Here is a 16,923-nt window from a genome sequence, read left to right on the forward strand (position 1 = left end):
CTATGATGTCGCGAAGTATGCCGCGCGAAGCTGCACAGGCGTTTCGCGCCAACATTAAAAAATTTTAATGTAAGTCCCCATCAACCTGTTTAGCGCATGCGAATCCTGCTGGTTGAAGACGATACGCGCGCCAGCCACTTTCTGGCGCGCGGCTTGAGCGAGAGCGGTCTCATTGTGGACACGGTGGCCGACGGCGCGACCGGGCTCGCCTACGCGCGCGAGGGCATTTACGACGTGATTGTGACCGATCGGCTCCTGCCGGCGCTCGACGGCATCGCTCTCGTGCAGCAATTGCGCGCTGGCGGGGATACCACACCGGTTCTGATGCTGTCCGCGGTCGGCGGGCTGAACGAGCGGGTGGAGGCCATCCGCGCCGGTTGCGACGATTACCTCATGAAGCCGTATGCCTTCGTCGAAGTGTTGGCGAGGATCGAGGCGCTCGCACGGCGCGCGGATCGCAGCAGAATGAGCGAGCGCCTCGAATGCGCGGATCTGGTGCTCGACACCCGGGCGCGAACCGCGACGCGTGGCGGCCGTGATCTGCGCCTGCAGCATCGCGAGTTTTTGTTGCTCGAATGCCTGGCGCGTCGCGCGGGCCAGGTCGTGACGCGCAGCATGCTGCTCGAGGCCGCGTGGAATTACGATTTCGAGCCGCGCGGCAATATCATTGATATGCACATGCATCGGCTGCGGGCGAAGGTGGATCGCGATTTTCCGGTGGCGCTGATTCATACCGTGGTGGGTGCGGGTTATGTGCTGAACCCGGCACCTTAGAAGACACTTTCGGGGGCGACGTGGATGTCCTCCTGTATGCCCGCTGCGGCGGCGTGTTGCGGCGCATTAAATTTTTTTCATCATTGGGCGAAGGCGCCGACAGGACCCGCTGACTAATCTGGCGACATTCCCATGTTGCCGGAGCGTTCTCCCATGTCAGGGCAGTCCCGTTCGGCGCCGTTCTCGCGCGTCGTCAGTCCTCGTGCGCCTCGTCTGGCGGTGCGCACTGCTGCATGCGCGGTGTTTGCCGCAGTCTGCGCGCTGGGTGTCACGGGTCTTGCCGGGTGCTCGCTCGTGCCGGCCTATCAGCAGCCGAGTGCGCCGCTCGCGCAGCGTTTCGACGGCGCGTCGAATGCTTCGCTCGCCGATACCGTTCCTGTAAAGAGCGGCTGGTGGCGCGAATATCACGACCCCGTGCTCGATGCGCTGGTCGATCGCAGTCTGCGCAACAACTTCACGCTGGCGTCCGCGATTGCGAGCGTCGAACAGGCGCGCGGCAACGCCGAAAAAGCCGGCGCGCCACAGTATCCGTCGCTGACGCTCGGCGCTACGTTGGCCCGCAGTCACCAGGGGCGTGGCTCGACCACCAAAACCCAAAGCCTGTTCGCCGAAGCGAGTTACGAGATCGATTTCTGGGGCTTCAACGCCGCCAACGCCAGCGCGGCGGACCTGCTTGCGCGCGCGTCCGAGTTCGATCGCGATACGGTGGCGTTGACGCTGACCGCATCGGTGGCGGATACGTATTTCCAGGTGCAGAGCCTGCGCCACCGCCTGGCGATCGCGCGCTCCATCTCCGACGATGCCGGGCACATTCTGCAATTGTTGCTCGCGCAACAGCAGGCGGGTGTCGCGACTGAGTTGCAGGTGCAGCAGCAGCGCAACGCGCTCGCCACTTTCCAGGCTGCGGTGCCGGCGCTGCAACAGCAGCTCGACACCAACCTCCATGCGCTGGCCGTGCTGGTGGGCACCGCGCCCGAACAGTTCGCAGTGAGCGAAGCCGCGCTCGGAGACATTGTGATTCCGCAACCGCGCCCGAATCTGCCCGCGAGCCTGCTGGAAACGCGCCCCGACATCCGTTCGAAAGAAGCGCAGTTGCAGTCGGCGAATCAAAGCGTCGGCGCGGCGCGCGCGGCTTTTCTGCCGAATATCGTGCTGACCGCCGACGGCGGCCTCAGCAGCAAGTCGCTCTCGCATTTCCTGTCGAGTCCGTTTGCCAGCCTTGCCACTTCGCTGGCGGCGCCGCTGTTCGACGGCGGCGCACTGCATGGCCAGTTGCACGCAAGCCAGGCAGCCGAAGCGAAGGGCGTCGCCGATTACCGGCAGGCCGTGGTCACCGCGCTGCAGGATGTGGAGGACTCGCTGTCGGCGGCGCAACAGCAGCAGCTCGCGGAAACCGCCGACCAGAACGCCGCCGATGCCGCTCGCAAAGCCGCCACGCTCGCGCAAGCGCAGTACAAGCTCGGCACCGTCGACTTCCTGACCGTACTCGACGCCCAACGCACGCTTTATCAGGCAGAAGACACGCTGGTGCAGGCACGGCTCGCGCGCCTGCAGGCGTCGGTGAGCCTGTTTCGCGCGTTCGGCGGCGGCTTCGGCGTGACCGATAGCAGCACTGCTTCCACTCCTATGCCTTCCCGCTCATGAAATCTGCTGATTTTCCGAACCACGAGGCGCCTCGCGCACGCCGTCGCGCGCCGCTTGCAGTGGCGTGCGTTGTCCTTGCTGTGATTCTTGTCGCGTGGTTATGGCCGAGGCATCCGGCCGTGAGGCCTGCGGCTGCGGTGCCGGTCAACGCCGGCCATCCGGTGAAAAGCGACTTTCCGATTCGCGTGGCCGCAGTGGGTACGGTCCTGGCGCTCAATACCGTGGACGTCAAAGTACGTGTGGACGGCCAGTTGCAGCGCGTCGCCTTCAATGAAGGGCAGGACGTGAAGGCAGGCCAGTTGCTCGCGCAACTCGACCAGGGCCCGCTTACCGCGCAATTGCATCAGGCGGAAGCGGCGCAACGCAAGGACCAGGCATCGCTCGATAACGCGAGGCTGGATCTCGCGCGTTACTCGAAGCTGGTCGGTATCGGTGCGGCGACCACCCAGGCCGTGGATACCGCGAAGGCGCAAGTCGAAGCGCTCGCCGCCACCGTCGCAGCAGATGCAGCACTGGTGCAGAGCGATCGCCTGCAACTGAGCTTCACTACGCTCTTCGCGCCCTTCACCGGCCGTGTGGGCGCGCGCGAGGCCGACATCGGCGCGATCGTGCATCCCACTGACACCATCGGCATCGTCACCGTCACGCAGATGGAGCCGATCACCGTATTGTTCTCCGTGCCGCAAGACGTGCTGCCCGACCTGCTCGCGAATCAGGCGGCCGCGCCTTTGGCGGTGAACGTCACCACGCGTTCCGGCAGCACAGCGCTCGCCGACGGCACGCTCGTGTTCATCGACAGTACGGTCGATCCCACCACCGGTCAGATCAAACTCAAGGCCTCCTTCACCAACAAGGACCGCAAGCTGTGGCCAGGCGAGCTGGTGAATGCACTCGTGCTGTTGCGCACCGATACGCAGCGGATCGCGGTGCCGAGCCGTGCGGTCGTGAACACGCAGAACGGCACACAGCTGTATGTGATCAATGCGAATGGCACGGCGCAGATGCGCCCAGTGCAAACAGGCGTGACGGTCGATGGAATGACGGAAATTCGCAGCGGCGTTGCGCCCGCGGATATCGTTGTATTCGATGGACAAAGCCGCTTGAACCCAGGCGTGCGTGTGGCGGTCACCACGGTGCCGACAGTAGCCCAGGCACCGGCCAACGCAAACTCGGCGGACAGTCAGGCTAACCAGGACAATCCGTCATGAGCCTGATGGAACTGTTCATCAAGCGGCGCATTGCGACCAGTTTTCTTGCCATTGCGGTGCTGCTGGTGGGCGCAGTGGCGTATTTTCTGCTGCCGGTCGCGCCCTTGCCACAAGTCGATTTCCCGACCATTCAGGTCGTGGCGAAGTTGCCAGGTGCGAGTGCGGAGACCATGGCGACGTCGGTAGCGACGCCACTCGAGCGGCAACTCTCGTTGATTGCGGGCATCACGCAGATGACGTCGTCGAGCTCGCTGGGCACCACCAACATCGCCGTGCAGTTCGATCTGTCGCGCGATATCAACGGCGCGGCGCAGGACGTACAAACGGCGATCAACGCGGCCGGCGGTACCCTGCCGAAGAATCTGCCGAATCCGCCGACCTATGAAAAGGTCAACCCGGCCGACTTCACTTTGCTGTCACTCGCGCTGACGTCGCCATCGCTCACGCTCACGCAACTCGACAGCTACGCCGAGGACTATCTGGCGCAGCAGATCTCGCAGTTGCCCGGCGTAGGTCTCGTCGATTTCCATGGCCAGCAGCGGCCTGCCGTGCGGATTCAACTCGATCCCGACAAGCTCACCGCACGCGGCCTCACGCTGGAAGACGTGCGCTCGATCGTCGGCTTGCAGACCGTGAATGCGCCGAAGGGCAGCTTGAACGGCCCGGATCGCTCGGTGATTTTCAACGCGACCGACCAGATCACGACCGCCTCGGCGTATCGCGATCTGGTGGTCGCGTACAAGAACGGCGCGCCGATTCGCCTATCCGATCTCGGCACCGTTCTGAACGCCGCCGAAGACAATCAGCAGGCCGCATGGCTTCAGCACGAACGCGCGATCATCCTCGATATTCACAAGCAGCCTGGCTACAACGTCGTGCAGACGATTGCCAACATCAAGGCGAAGCTGCCCGCACTCGAAGCGACGCTGCCCGCCGCCGCGCATCTGAATGTAGTGGGTGATCGCACGCAGACCATCAATGCATCGGTGCACGACGTGCAGTTCACGCTGATGCTGACGGTCGCGCTCGTCGTGATGGTTATCTTCTCGTTTCTGCGCAACGTGTGGGCGACGATCATTCCGAGCCTGACGATTCCTTTGTCGCTCGTCGCTACGTTCGGCGTGATGTATTTGCTCGGCTATAGCCTCGACAATCTGTCGCTGATGGGGCTGACCATCGCAGTGGGCTTTGTGGTGGACGATGCGATTGTCGTGATCGAAAACGTGATGCGGCATGTCGAAGAAGGCGTGCCGCGCATGAAAGCCGCGTTGCTCGGCGTGATGGAAGTGCGTTTTACCATTATCTCGATGACGATCTCGCTGATCGCAGTGTTCATTCCGATTTTGCTGATGGGCGGCATTGTCGGACGCCTGTTCCGCGAATTCGCGGTGACGGTGAGCGCTGCGATCCTGATGTCGGCGCTGGTCTCGCTGACCGTCACGCCGATGCTATGCGGCTGGCTGATCCGCTTGCCTGAACCGGATGATGCAGGACGGATGCGCAAGCTCGAAGCCTGGCTCGAACGAGGCTTTGTCGCGGTGGAACGGCGTTACGAACGTGGTCTCGATTGGGTGTTGAATTGGCCGAAATTGATGCTTGGCGTGACGATTGCAACGATCGTCGCGACGATCGCGCTGTTCGTCGTGATCCCGAAGGGCTTCTTCCCGCAGGAGGACTCCGGGTTGATCATGGGTGTCGCGCAGGCCGCGCCGGATATTTCCCCGCGCGCGATGTCTTTGAAAATGCAGCAACTGGGCAATATCATCGAAGCCGATCCCGCTGTCGATAACGTCTACTACTGGATGGGTGCGAATCCGACCGTGAGTCAGGGTCGCGTAATGATCAACCTGAAGGCGTTCGGTCAGCGCAAGGACAGCGCCGCGCAGGTGCTCAATCGCCTGAAGCCCCAGTTGGCGAAGGTGATGGGCATTTCGCTGTCGATGCAGGTCCGCCAGGATATTCAGGTAGGTGGCCGCATCAGCGCCGCTCAGTATCAGTACACGCTGCAAGACCCGGATATCAACGAACTGAATCATTGGGCCGGCGTGCTGACCGACAAGCTGTCGAAGCTGCCGCAACTCGCCGACGTCACCTCCGACCAGCAGGCTGCCGCTACCAGCGCGACGCTCGTGATCGACCGCAGTACGGCCTCGCGCTTCGGCATTACCGCGCAAGCCATCGACGACACGCTCTACGACGCGTTCGGACAACGGCAGATCGCCACGCTGTTTACGCAGCTGAATCAGTACCACGTCGTAGAGGAAGTCGATCCGGGCTTCCAGTTGACCACCGACGCGCTCGCGCACCTCTACGTGCGTTCACCGTTGACGAATGAACTGGTGCCGCTCAACACGCTGGCGAAGATCGACAACAACGTGTCGCCGATTTCGGTGAATCACCAGGGGTTGTTCCCGGCTGTGACGATCTCGTTCAATCTGGCGCCGGGGCAATCGCTCGGCAATGCCGTGACGGCGATTCACCAGGCCGAAGTCGCGGCAGGCAAACCCGACAGTTTGACGGGGTCGTTCCAGGGCACGGCGCAGGCGTTCCAGGCTTCGCTTGCCAGCGAACCGTATCTGATCGCGGCGGCGCTCGTCGTGGTGTATCTGATTCTCGGCATCCTGTACGAAAGCGCAATTCATCCGCTCACCATCATTTCGACGTTGCCCTCGGCGGGGGTGGGGGCATTGCTCGCGTTGATGCTGTGCGGCCAGGATCTCTCCATCATGGGGATGATCGGCATCATCCTGCTGATCGGTATCGTGAAGAAAAACGCGATCATGATGATCGATTTTGCACTCGTGGCCGAGCGTGAACAAGGCTTATCGCCGCGTGAAGCGATCCGTCAGGCATGCGTGCTGCGCTTCCGCCCGATCATGATGACGACGCTGGCCGCGCTGTTTGGCGCGTTGCCGCTCGCGCTCGGTCACGGAACGGGCGCGGAATTGCGTGTTCCGCTCGGCATCGCGATTGTCGGCGGACTGATCATGTCGCAAATGCTGACGCTCTTCACGACGCCGGTGGTGCACCTGTGGTTCGACCGTCTGTCGCATTGGCTGGAGAAACGGAGTGCGAAAGGCGGTATGTTCGAGCGTGAATCGGTAGGTTGAGCGCGGTCGGCAGCGTAGCTGCCGGTGCTAGACTGCTGGCGCGCTCACCATGCCCAGCGTGTTATCCCGGCACGCATTCCAATTCTGTTGGACCGCCGCCGATCCGGCGCGGCGGTCGATATCTTCCACCCGAACGTCCTGAGTGCGTTAATGCACTTTGGCTGCGGCCTCCTTGGCGAGCAGGCGTTGCGCCTGCTGATCGCCCTTTCCTGCTTCCTGTGCGGTTTGAACCGACGTCTCGCTTGCTTCGGCCAACAAGGCACGTGCAGCGCTGCTGATGTTGACCGTATACGACGACCCGGACGAAGCGGACGTGCTGGTGCTCGACCCCGTAGCCGAAGAAGCGCTCGTGCTCGATGCCGGCGCGCTCGCCGCTGAACTCGAGGTCGCCGCAGTGGGTGAAGCTGATGCTTGCGCGGTGCTTTGACCGATTGCCTGAATGGACATCCCAATCTCCCGATAGAGAAAAAACGTGTGTACTGCGTTCTGTCTATCGGCCTCGATTCGGAGTGCTTGAGCAGTATATTTTTTTTAAATCTCCGTCATCTTAAGGATCTCTTAAGGAGAGTTAAGAAAAGGCCAACGAAGCGTGTTGACAGGACAAATCCGCTTGCCATGGAGGCGTCCTTTTCTTAAGGCTGGCATAAGGTTTCTCATCGCAATGAGAGCCGTCACCATTCAGTCACGCGCGCATGTTTCTATCTATTACGTTTCATTGCCGGCTACCTCGCAAATTTCGGTTCCCCTGCCTTCCCACCCCGCATACCTGTTTCAGGAGACGAACATGCCCAGCATTCGATCCGTTTACGCAGTAAGCCGCATTTTCAGTCGCACCGCGCTAGCGTTCACCGCCCTCTGTTTCTCGGCCGGCAGTGCCGACGCGCAAACCTCGGCGAAGCCGATAGTCACCCCGGGCTTTAGCCTGGCTGTGTTCGCGGCGGGTTCCGGGGGGGTGATCAGCGCACCGGACTCACTGGCTGTGCTTGATGGTCACGTTTGGGTCGGCTATGCAAACAACGGCGCCCCGGATGGCTCGAATGGCGCGATGAGTGCGATTGTTGAATACTCGTCAGACGGCAGTGTCATGAAGACTTACCAGGTCGCGGGACACAACGATGGCCTGAAGGTCAATCCGTACACGCGTGAGATCTGGGCGATGCAGAATGAGGATGCGAATCCAAACCTGGTCATCATAAATCCCGCGACCGGCCAGGCATCCAAACCGTATTCATTCGGCAAGACACTGCACGGCGGCGGTTACGATGACATCGTATTCAAGGACGGCCAGGCCTATTTCAGTGCGTCCAACCCCACTCTTAATTCTAGTGGCAAGAATACGGGGCCCGCGATTGTCCGCGTTGTGCACCTTGATGCAAACACCTACACGATCGACATCACTCCGGTAATGCGCGGCACATTGGACGCCAGCAACATTCCGTTTGGCACGGTGGCAACCCTCAACCTGACCGATCCGGATTCGATGACGCTGACGCCGTCGGGTGATGTGCTGCTCGATGATCAGGGAGACGGTCAGCTTGTACTGTTGCGCTCGTCGGGCGATGAACCGCGAGTGCAATATCTGCCGCTTCTCGGCAACGTGCAGGTTGACGACACGGTATTCGCCACTGCGCGACGGGGCTACCTGCTCGTGTCCGATACGAAGGCGAACATGGTGTACAAGATTAGTGCCAATGTCTGGCAGCGCGACGCGGCGTTCTCCGCATCAACGGGCGTGGCCGCGACGAGTAGCACGCCGGCGGTGCCGGCTTATGTCGGCCAACTTGATTTGCGTAGCGGAGCGCTCCTTCCTTTGGTGACCAATTTGGCCAGTCCGCACGGGATGGCCTTTGTGCCGGCAGACGACCAGCAGTAACGGCCCGCGCGCTGATTGCCGGATGACGTGATCGTCGTAAGCAATTCCGCGGCGATTGCGTTGGCCGAACACGCGGTTGTCCCCTGGAGAGGACGCGGTCACGGAGGTAGTAGCGCCATCCTTTTGCCGACCGTGTCGCCTCCTCAAGCGATTCCCAGTGCCTGCAATATCGGCAGATGTATTTCAGCAAAGCGAGTCGCTTTCGCAATCAGATCGCCACTGGTGTTGAGCGGGCTCACGGCAACGCCCTCCGTGACGTGAACTGGTGCGGGACTCGTGCGCAAAGCAGCCTCGGCGAATTGGGCCCACTGTAGCGGTTCCATCAAGTGACGTTGCCTCGCCAACAGGAAGAGCTGCGGCACACGGGGAATCAAAATACCCGATCCGGACACTGGACTGACCAGGAATTGTACGTCCCCATGCTGGAGCGCCTGCTCGCAAATGGCGGCGTTCAGCCTGTCCGATGACGGACGAGCGAGGTCAATGTGCGCCTCGTCCTGTACATTCAGCAACACGCCGGCCCCCACTAACAATGTCACGGCCTTGACGATGAGGGGGAGCGTAATCCCACGTCCGCGGACGCTGTTTTCGATATCGGCGAGGCGTGCAGGGTGATGGTCGGCAAGCGCGTCGAGAATCGGACCATATGAGCTTTCCGGTAGCGTCGCTTCTCCCAGCGCTCCGCGCACCTTCAGCAACACCGAAACCCTCGGCAGCGCCAGCATGACGCGATGCGCACGCAGCGCCGTCTGCTGCGCCTCTTCACCGAGCGCCCGACGCCCTTTGACCCAGTAATCTCGCCGCATCGACCGGTTGATGCAAAAGTCCCGTACGGTCTCACGTAAAGCGGTGTCTGGAATGCCCGTCAACAAGGTGCGTTGAGCTGGGTTGAGATTGATCTCGTCAACGTGATCGCGATAGTCTGCAGAGCAGCCATAAGTCAGACCGCTCGCGGCAAGTGATGATGTGACCTGTGAAAAAGTCATGGGCTGCCAGTCACGGTTGAAGTATTCATGTGCGAGGTAGTGCGTGTTCTGCTTGCACAATGCGTCGACACGTTCAGCCAGCAGCGGGTTGACCGCCGCGTAGCCGGGTTGCGTCGCAACCACGGTCTTCAAGAAGTCCAACGCCGCTGCAATGTGCGTCTGGACTTGCGTTTCGGCGGACACGCCGCCGTGTGCATTCAACCGCGCGCTCGCCTGGAAATGACAGTTCATCAATTCGCGCACCGGCAACATCGTGGCCCACCCTGGCTGGGTGTTATAGCTCATATACACGACGCCGCCGTCATTGAGTTTGCGTCGTATGAAATCGGCAATGAGCACACGGTTTTCGTCGGAAATCCAGCTCCAGATGCCATGCATGCCGATGAAATCAAAATTCGGCAAATCATCTCGCCTACAGAATTCTGCGAAGCTTTCAGCGAACAAGCTTGCCTGCGATCGGGCGCACTGTGTCAGTTGCCGTGCAAAGCTCGCATGAGACGGGTTGAAGTCAGTACCGAACCATCTTGTAGCGGACCCGGCTGCGTGGACATTCACGCTGACGCCGTGGCCGAATCCCAGTTCGCAGGCGGTACGCAGGGCGGGAAGCGCGAGTCCCGACTGTAGCAACGGAAGTTTAAGGCGCAGCGGATCGAGTTCGTCGCAATAGCCGTACGTGTACGCAATACCATCAATGCTGCCGGCTTCCCATTCACTCACGTTCTAGCTCTCGTTTTCTTAAAGGATTGCCGTACTGGAACGACGTCTTCCCAAGCCACTTTCAGTAGAGGCCGAGCGATGCGGTCAATGTCGCCGGGCGCGGATCTCCCCGCCGCCGGTCGTCGTGATGCGAAGCCTCTCATAGCGCGGGCCCCTTTGTCTATCCACAGTCCGACGCCAAACATTCCTACGCGGTTTCCCGCTCTGATAGCAAGTCCTTCAGGTTCTCATAAGGTAGCGTCCCTTACGTTCATGCGCCGACGGCGATGCCGCTCGACTGCTGGTCGGCTGATCCGGGATGAGATTCGAGTTTTTGGTCATTCGACACACCTCGGGCGGCGTGGCCGAAGTGGGCGGCGTGCCGCCGATGACCAGCCACACGTCAGCAAAAGCGGGATGTCCCATTTTGAAACAGGTCAGACGGCCTGCTTTTAATCATACGTCCGATTTTGCGACAGCACGGGCCGCGCTCGACCAGCGTTATGTTCTGTGCGTATCAGTCAGTCTCCCCTTGTCCATCACGTAGACCGCGTCCATGCCTGGCGATTTCAGGATTATTGGCACGGAGCTTGCGCAGAAAGCGTTAGAAAAAGTCGCAAGCGTGTCAGACGGGTCTTGCAGTGGCCGACCACACGCTCGAACCCGAAACACAACGTGATTGACGGAGACGAAACGTGAAAGCCGCAGTGCTGCACCAGTACGACGAATCATTGACCCGCGACGAGTTCGTGCGCTACGAGGAGATCGCGGATCCGAAAATCGAACGCCCCACCGACGTGATCGTCCGTATCGGAGGCGCCGGTGTCTGCCGCACCGATCTTCACGTCGTTGAAGGCATATGGCGCAGCAAGGTCGACGTGGCTTTGCCCTACATCATGGGCCACGAGAATGCCGGTTGGGTCGAGGCCGTCGGACGCGGCGTTGAAAGCGTGAAGGTTGGCGATCCGGTGATCTGCCATCCGCTGGTGACGAGCGGCCATTGTCTTGCATGCCGTCGCGGCGATGATATGCATGCGACAGACAGCCGGTTTCCCGGGATCAATGCGAATGGCGGCTATGCCCAGTACCTGCTGACCGGCGAACGCTCGCTGATTCAATTGCCGAAGTCGCTCGCGCCCAAGGACGTCGCACCTTATACGGACGCCGGACTCACGGCTTATCGCGCTGCAAAAAAAGCGTCGCGCCACCTGCTTCCGGGTCAGTTTGCGGTCGTGATCGGCGCCGGCGGCTTGGGTCACATCGGCATCCAGGTATTGAACGCGCTGTGCGCGGCGGAAATCATCGTGGTCGACCGGTCCGAGACCGCGCTGCAGCTTGCGAAGGAGTGCGGCGCGCACCACACCGTCAAGGGCGATGGAAACGAAGTCGAGAGCGTGCTTGAGTTGACTGGTGGCAACGGCGCGGAGGCAGTCATCGATTTTGTCGGCGAAGGCGACGCGATCGCCAAGGGACTCGCCATGACGCGCAACGCCGGGTTCTATTACATCGTCGGCTATGGCGGGAAGATCGAGTTGCCGACCATCGATATGATCACGAGTGAGAAAACGATTGTCGGCAATCTGGTGGGTACCTATCCCGAGCTGGTTGAATTAATGGCCCTGGCCGACCGTGGACTGGTTCATCTGGCGACCCGGGAATACCGCTTGAGCGAGGCGAACCAGGCGCTCAAGGACCTGCACCACGGCAAGATCAAGGGCCGTGCGGTGCTGATTCCGTAGCCGGTCGGCCCGGCGGGAGAACATCGTGGCGCAGCAAGACGCAATGGCGCTCTTCGAGCGCATGCGACTGGTCATTGCACTGACCGAGGTCAACTCCCACCACTTGCGTGGCGAGAGCCGGCGCGCGGGTGCGGAGATCGAGTTGGCGTGCGCGCTGGCAAGTGAGAAGCGCGACGGCATCTCGCCGGATGGGACGCGCAACATCGCGCAATTGCGCGAACGGCTGAGCGACGTTGAACGCACGTTGCAGGAGATCGAATCCGAGCGCGTCCGGCTCGAAGACGAGTTGGTCAATCTCGACGCGATGCTTCCAGGAGAGAAGCAGGGAGGCTGGCAATGAATCGAATTCCGGTCACTGTTCTCACCGGCTTTCTCGGCGCAGGTAAGACCACGCTGCTCAATCGCATTCTACGTGAGCAGCACGGGCGGCGCTATGCGGTGATCGTCAATGAATTCGGCGCAATCGGTATCGACGGCGATCTTGTCGTGGGCGCTGAAGACGAAGTCATCGAACTGAATAACGGCTGTGTCTGCTGCAAGGTGCGGGGCGACCTGATTCGCGTGGTGTCGGGGCTCGTTAGACGCAAGAGCGGTTTCGATGGAATCCTGATCGAAACATCCGGTTTGGCGGACCCCGCGCCCGTGGTGCAAACATTCTTTATCGACGATCTCATCCGGCAGCACACGCGCCTCGACAGCGTGATCTGCGTCGCCGATGCCTGCCACCTGCAAGCGCGCCTCTCCGACAGTCGCGAAGCGGCGGAGCAACTCGCGCAAGCGGACATCGTGCTGCTCAACAAGACTGACCTGGTCGACATGGCTGGGCTCGCGGCGGTACAGGATGAAATCCGGCGCATCAATCCGACCGCGGAACTGCTGCCCAGTGTCAGATGTGCGGTGCCACTCGCAACGCTGCTCGATCGCGGTGCGTTCGATCTCAAGCGGTTGCATCTCGCCTCGTCGCAAGACGAGGGTGGCGCGTTGCCGCGTGGCGAGCGCAGCTATCGCTATGTTCCCGTCGATTCACGTATTGATTCTCGCGCTTCCATCCATCGTGGACGGCACAGTCACGACATCGACAGCGTGTCGCTGCGCGTCGACAAACCCCTCGAGCGCACTCGCTTCCTCTCGTGGCTGCAGCAACTTGTGGTTGAGCAAGGCCAGGATCTGCTGCGGGCGAAAGGCATCGTCGACCTGGCCGGATCGGAGCGCCGCTTCGTCTTTCAGGGCGTGCACATGACGATGGACACGGACTTCGACCGGCCCTGGCGAGTGGACGAACATCGCGATAGCCGACTGGTGTTCATCGGGCGCAATCTCGATCGACGCGGCTTGCGCGAGGGCATCAGACACTGTGAGATCGACTCATGAATGCGCCCCCGCCTCTGATCGAATTGCTCGGCGCGCGTTGGGTGGCGGAGGCGCCCGTCGTTGCGGCCGTTTGGGACGCTTCCGGGCTATACGCCGGCTTCGCGCTGGGTGACGGCACGCTGGCGCTCGCGACCGGCACATGGGAAGGCGGGCCAAGGCTCACGCCGCGCGAGAGCGGCGGTGTCGAGTTCGTGCAGGCGCAAGCGCCGCCCACGCCACTGGCGCGCTTTAGCGTCCACGAGAGCACCTGCCTTGGACTTGCAGCCGACCCCGCAGGAGGATTTCTCAGCGGCGGAGACGACGGCCGCCTCGTCCACCTGAACGTCGATGGCGCCAGCGAAGTCCTCGTGGACCTGGCCGGCGAGTGGATCGACCTGGTCGCCGCGAGTCCGGCAGGCGGGCGCGCCTATGCAACCGGCCGCCGGGTCCACTTGCTGGGGGCGAAGCCCGGCAGTCTGACGCTGCCCGGTTCGGCGACTGCCCTTGCTTTCGACCCTGCCGGCACACAGTTGGCGGTCTCGCATCAAGGCGGGGTCACGCTATGGTCCACTGACACCCATGAACAACGCCATCTGGCGTGGCCCGGCTATCATCGCACCGTCGTGTGGAGCCCTGACGGCCGCTATCTGGTGAGTGGCATGGAAGAAAACGCGCTGCACGGCTGGCGGCTTTCCGACGGTGGCGACATCGAAATGGGGGGGTACCCCGGCCAACCTCGATCGCTATCTTTTTCTGCGGACGGTCGGTTTCTTGCGACGAGCGGTGGTCTGCGCCCCGTCTGCTGGCGGTTCGATCCGCCCGGCGGCGATGACCAGCCGCACGAATGCGGCGTGGCCAGCAAGACACCGGTCAGCCAGGTGGCCTGCCATCCCACTCATCCGTTGATTGCGGTGGGTTACCACAGCGGCGCGGTGCTGCTTTGCCAGCCAGGCAGCGGCGATGTTTTGGTCATCAAACATTCCGGTAGCAGTCCGGTCAGCACCATTGCATGGTCCCCTGATGGCGCACGGTTAGCGTTGGGTACAGAGGCTGGCGAGCTTGCGCTGGTGTTCTTGCCGGACCTGCTGTTCCGCTTCAGAAGTCCGCGATGAGAGTGCAACGAGATTCATCACATGCGAGGAAGGAGACAACGATGAACGACCAACACCCGTCCAAGGACCAGTTCTTCGAGCGGTTGGGCTCGCTCGCAGACGCGATGATTGCGGCTTATGGCAAAGATTTCGCCATGGGCGCCATGATCCTCGCCGCGCGCTTTGTCGCCGAGGGCAAGCCGCCTGGCGACAACGCCCCCAGTGTGATCTACAGGGGCGAGAGTCATGGGGGGATCGGCCTGTAGTAGCGGTTCGTACCTGAACTTTTTTTTGCTCCTTCGGCCGTCATTTACTAGAGCCGATCAGTACACCAGATTATTTATCCGGCAAGAAAGTGCGTCCCAATATCGGACAGGTCCATCGAACACGAATGTCGCATAACACAACAGAAAACTCGCGCTGGTGACTTCACACAGACCTGTTTGCACGCCTCAGCCTTGTCAATCCGGAACCAGAGTTGCCTGGCACGCTTATCGCTCTATTGGTTCACGTCACAAGGAAAGCGTTGAAGTCCCGAAGCGCAAAACAAAAATGGCAGGAGACACATTCATGAAGAACGAATCTGGACATACGTCCTTCAGCATTTCTCCCGCCACTTTTCGCTAGCGAATGCGACTACGCCCGCGTTGTTGACTCTGGCCGCGGCACTGGCCAGCCCTGCCCCGAAGCGTCGCCGAACGGCGGCTATCGCGAAATGGAACAAGGAGAGCCCAATGTCTGATGGATTAACGCTAAACAAGATCACCTCCCAGCGAGGGATCAGTATTGGTGAGGCGGCTCGCCGCGTCGCTGATCTTGGCTGGACACCCAGTTACGTCCAGGAGGCCATGACCTTCCCGACCGACTACAAGATCAGCAAGGCACCGCGTGACCCGATGAAGCAGGTGCTGCGCTCGTATTTTCCGATGCAGGAGGAAAAGGATAACCGCGTCTATGGCGCGCTCGATGCGGCGTTGCGCGGCGACATGTTCCGCAATGTCCAGCCGCGCTGGGTCGAGTGGATGAAGCTATTCCTCGCGATCATCCCGTTCCCCGAAATTTCGGCGGCACGTTCGATGGCGATGCTCGGACGGCTGGCGCCCGGTGAAGAGCTGCGAACCGGCTTCACGATGCAGATGGTCGACGAGTTCCGGCACTCGACGATCCAGATGAATCTGAAGAAGTGGTACATGGAGAACTATATCGATCCCGCCGGGTTCGATATTACCGAGGCGGCATTCGGTAAGTGCTATGCAACCACCATCGGCCGCCAGTTTGCCGAAGGGTTCCTCACCGGCGATGCAGTTACCGCAGCCAACGTGTTTCTGCAGGTGGTGGCCGAAACGGCATTCACCAATACGCTGTTTGTCGCCATGCCGTCGGAAGCGGCACGCAACGGCGACTATGCGTTGCCGACGGTCTTTCTATCGGTGCAGTCGGACGAAAGCCGGCACATCGGCAATGGCCATTCTCTGGTGATGTCGATCATCAACGACCCGGACAACCACCTGCTGCTCGAGCGCGACCTGCGCTACGCCTTCTGGCAAAACCACGCGATCGTCGATGCGGCAATCGGCACGTTCATCGAATACGGCACCGCGGATCGCGACAAGAACAAGGAATCGTACGCCGAGCTGTGGCACCGGTGGATCTACGAGGATTACTACCGTACCTACATGCTGCCGCTTGAAAAGTACGGCATCAAGATCCATCACGACGATGTTGCCGCCGCCTGGGATCGCATCGTCAAGAAGAACTATGTCCACAAGGTAGCCCAATTCTTTTCCGTAGGCTGGCCCGTCAACTTCTGGCGTATCGAAGCGCAGACCGAAAAGGACTTCGAGTGGTTCGAGCACAAGTACCCGGGCTGGTACGCCGAATTCGGCGACTTCTGGAAGTGGTATGCGAAGAAGAGTGTGCCTGGCGAGACCAACATGCTGTTCGATCAGGAGAACGGCTATGTGTACCCGCACCGCTGCTGGAGCTGTCTGGTGCCGTGCCTGATCCGTGAAGATTTCGTGGTCGACGAGGTCGACGGCCAGCTCTACACCTACTGCTCGGAATTGTGCCGCTGGACTCACAAGGTGGCGTTCGCCTCGGAATACGAAGGGCGGCCGACTCCGGCAATGGGACGCTTCAGCGGACGCCGCGAATGGGAAGAGTGCTACCACGGCTGGGATCTGGCCGATTGCATCAAGGATCTCGGTTTTGTGCGCAGTGACGGCAAGACCCTGGTGCCGCAACCGCATCTACGGTTCGACGACAGGAACATGTGGACGCTCGATCATGTTCGCGGGCACACGATCCAGAGCCCGATCGTTCTGCTGCGCAACATGACACCGGAACAGCGCGAGAAACACATCGCTGAGTATCGCGCTGGCTTCAAGATCAATCCGGTGAACTGACGTGACCATGTCGTCCGGCGGCAGCGGTGCGGCTGCCCCGGACGAAC

13 protein-coding genes are annotated in these 16,923 nt (G+C 61.0%); 12 read left to right on the forward strand and 1 reads right to left on the reverse strand.

Translation table 11 applies throughout. The features are described 5' to 3' along the window. The first annotated feature begins 96 nt into the window (after nucleotides 1-96). The 6 genes from PQQ86_RS26110 to PQQ86_RS26135 all read left to right on the forward strand — a co-directional run bounded on the left by PQQ86_RS26110 (nucleotide 97) and on the right by PQQ86_RS26135 (nucleotide 8,609). Nucleotides 97-774: a response regulator transcription factor gene (locus tag PQQ86_RS26110; RefSeq protein ID WP_408273441.1), complete on the forward strand. Its 678-nt coding sequence runs from the start codon at nucleotides 97-99 to the stop codon at nucleotides 772-774. Between the two features lie 153 nt (nucleotides 775-927). Beyond that, nucleotides 928-2,418, forward strand: a complete 1,491-nt coding sequence (locus PQQ86_RS26115; protein WP_408273443.1) for an efflux transporter outer membrane subunit — start codon at nucleotides 928-930, stop codon at nucleotides 2,416-2,418. Next, entirely contained in the window at nucleotides 2,415-3,626 is a 1,212-nt protein-coding gene (locus tag PQQ86_RS26120; RefSeq protein WP_408273445.1) for an efflux RND transporter periplasmic adaptor subunit, read from the forward strand. The genes PQQ86_RS26115 and PQQ86_RS26120 overlap by 4 nt, the downstream gene beginning before the upstream one ends. Then, the gene (locus tag PQQ86_RS26125) at nucleotides 3,623-6,736 is read left to right on the forward strand and encodes an efflux RND transporter permease subunit (protein WP_408273448.1); all 3,114 of its coding nucleotides are present in this window, start codon (nucleotides 3,623-3,625) and stop codon (nucleotides 6,734-6,736) included. Before PQQ86_RS26120 ends, PQQ86_RS26125 begins: the two co-directional genes overlap by 4 nt. A gap of 277 nt (nucleotides 6,737-7,013) precedes the next feature. Next, entirely contained in the window at nucleotides 7,014-7,163 is a 150-nt protein-coding gene (locus PQQ86_RS26130; RefSeq protein WP_408273451.1) for a hypothetical protein, read from the forward strand. 234 nt (nucleotides 7,164-7,397) lie between these two features. Beyond that, complete coding sequence (locus tag PQQ86_RS26135) at nucleotides 7,398-8,609, forward strand: hypothetical protein (protein WP_408273453.1); 1,212 nt, start codon at nucleotides 7,398-7,400, stop codon at nucleotides 8,607-8,609. Between the two features lie 143 nt (nucleotides 8,610-8,752). On the opposite strand, the gene PQQ86_RS26140 is transcribed toward PQQ86_RS26135, so the two are convergent. Continuing rightward, nucleotides 8,753-10,312, reverse strand: a complete 1,560-nt coding sequence (locus PQQ86_RS26140) for a methyltransferase regulatory domain-containing protein (protein ID WP_408273456.1) — start codon at nucleotides 10,310-10,312, stop codon at nucleotides 8,753-8,755. A 674-nt stretch (nucleotides 10,313-10,986) separates the two neighbouring features. Here PQQ86_RS26140 and PQQ86_RS26145 point away from each other — a divergent pair. The 6 genes from PQQ86_RS26145 to PQQ86_RS26170 all read left to right on the forward strand — a co-directional run bounded on the left by PQQ86_RS26145 (nucleotide 10,987) and on the right by PQQ86_RS26170 (nucleotide 16,876). Continuing rightward, nucleotides 10,987-12,030 (forward strand): NAD(P)-dependent alcohol dehydrogenase, encoded by a 1,044-nt coding sequence (locus PQQ86_RS26145; RefSeq protein ID WP_408273459.1) that lies wholly within the window; start codon nucleotides 10,987-10,989, stop codon nucleotides 12,028-12,030. 25 nt (nucleotides 12,031-12,055) lie between these two features. Continuing rightward, on the forward strand, nucleotides 12,056-12,370 hold the full coding sequence (locus PQQ86_RS26150) for a hypothetical protein (RefSeq protein ID WP_408273462.1): 315 nt from the start codon (nucleotides 12,056-12,058) through the stop codon (nucleotides 12,368-12,370). After that, complete coding sequence (locus PQQ86_RS26155) at nucleotides 12,367-13,401, forward strand: CobW family GTP-binding protein (protein ID WP_408273465.1); 1,035 nt, start codon at nucleotides 12,367-12,369, stop codon at nucleotides 13,399-13,401. Before PQQ86_RS26150 ends, PQQ86_RS26155 begins: the two co-directional genes overlap by 4 nt. Continuing rightward, complete coding sequence (locus PQQ86_RS26160; RefSeq protein ID WP_408273467.1) at nucleotides 13,398-14,492, forward strand: WD40 repeat domain-containing protein; 1,095 nt, start codon at nucleotides 13,398-13,400, stop codon at nucleotides 14,490-14,492. The genes PQQ86_RS26155 and PQQ86_RS26160 overlap by 4 nt, the downstream gene beginning before the upstream one ends. A 41-nt stretch (nucleotides 14,493-14,533) precedes the next feature. Beyond that, nucleotides 14,534-14,737 carry a hypothetical protein gene (locus PQQ86_RS26165; RefSeq protein WP_408273469.1) on the forward strand — a complete coding sequence of 68 codons (204 nt, stop codon included), beginning with the start codon at nucleotides 14,534-14,536 and terminating at the stop codon, nucleotides 14,735-14,737. A gap of 468 nt (nucleotides 14,738-15,205) precedes the next feature. After that, a complete protein-coding gene (locus tag PQQ86_RS26170; protein WP_408273471.1) occupies nucleotides 15,206-16,876 on the forward strand; it encodes an aromatic/alkene/methane monooxygenase hydroxylase/oxygenase subunit alpha in 1,671 nt (556 codons plus the stop codon). Nucleotides 16,877-16,923 lie beyond the last annotated feature (47 nt).

It is taken from the genome of Paraburkholderia sediminicola, assembly GCF_046026675.1.
Classification (GTDB): Bacteria; Pseudomonadota; Gammaproteobacteria; order Burkholderiales; family Burkholderiaceae; genus Paraburkholderia; species Paraburkholderia sediminicola_F.

Bases quoted from the DNA above. Each gene is read 5' to 3' on its own strand.
- PQQ86_RS26110 (WP_408273441.1), top strand. From the start codon at position 97: ATGCGAATCCTGCTGGTTGAAGACGATACGCGCGCCAGCCACTTTCTG.
- PQQ86_RS26115 (WP_408273443.1), top strand. From the start codon at position 928: ATGTCAGGGCAGTCCCGTTCGGCGCCGTTCTCGCGCGTCGTCAGTCCT.
- PQQ86_RS26120 (WP_408273445.1), top strand. From the start codon at position 2,415: ATGAAATCTGCTGATTTTCCGAACCACGAGGCGCCTCGCGCACGCCGT.
- PQQ86_RS26125 (WP_408273448.1), top strand. From the start codon at position 3,623: ATGAGCCTGATGGAACTGTTCATCAAGCGGCGCATTGCGACCAGTTTT.
- PQQ86_RS26130 (WP_408273451.1), top strand. From the start codon at position 7,014: ATGTTGACCGTATACGACGACCCGGACGAAGCGGACGTGCTGGTGCTC.
- PQQ86_RS26135 (WP_408273453.1), top strand. From the start codon at position 7,398: ATGAGAGCCGTCACCATTCAGTCACGCGCGCATGTTTCTATCTATTAC.
- PQQ86_RS26155 (WP_408273465.1), top strand. From the start codon at position 12,367: ATGAATCGAATTCCGGTCACTGTTCTCACCGGCTTTCTCGGCGCAGGT.
- PQQ86_RS26160 (WP_408273467.1), top strand. From the start codon at position 13,398: ATGAATGCGCCCCCGCCTCTGATCGAATTGCTCGGCGCGCGTTGGGTG.
- PQQ86_RS26165 (WP_408273469.1), top strand. From the start codon at position 14,534: ATGAACGACCAACACCCGTCCAAGGACCAGTTCTTCGAGCGGTTGGGC.
- PQQ86_RS26170 (WP_408273471.1), top strand. From the start codon at position 15,206: ATGTCTGATGGATTAACGCTAAACAAGATCACCTCCCAGCGAGGGATC.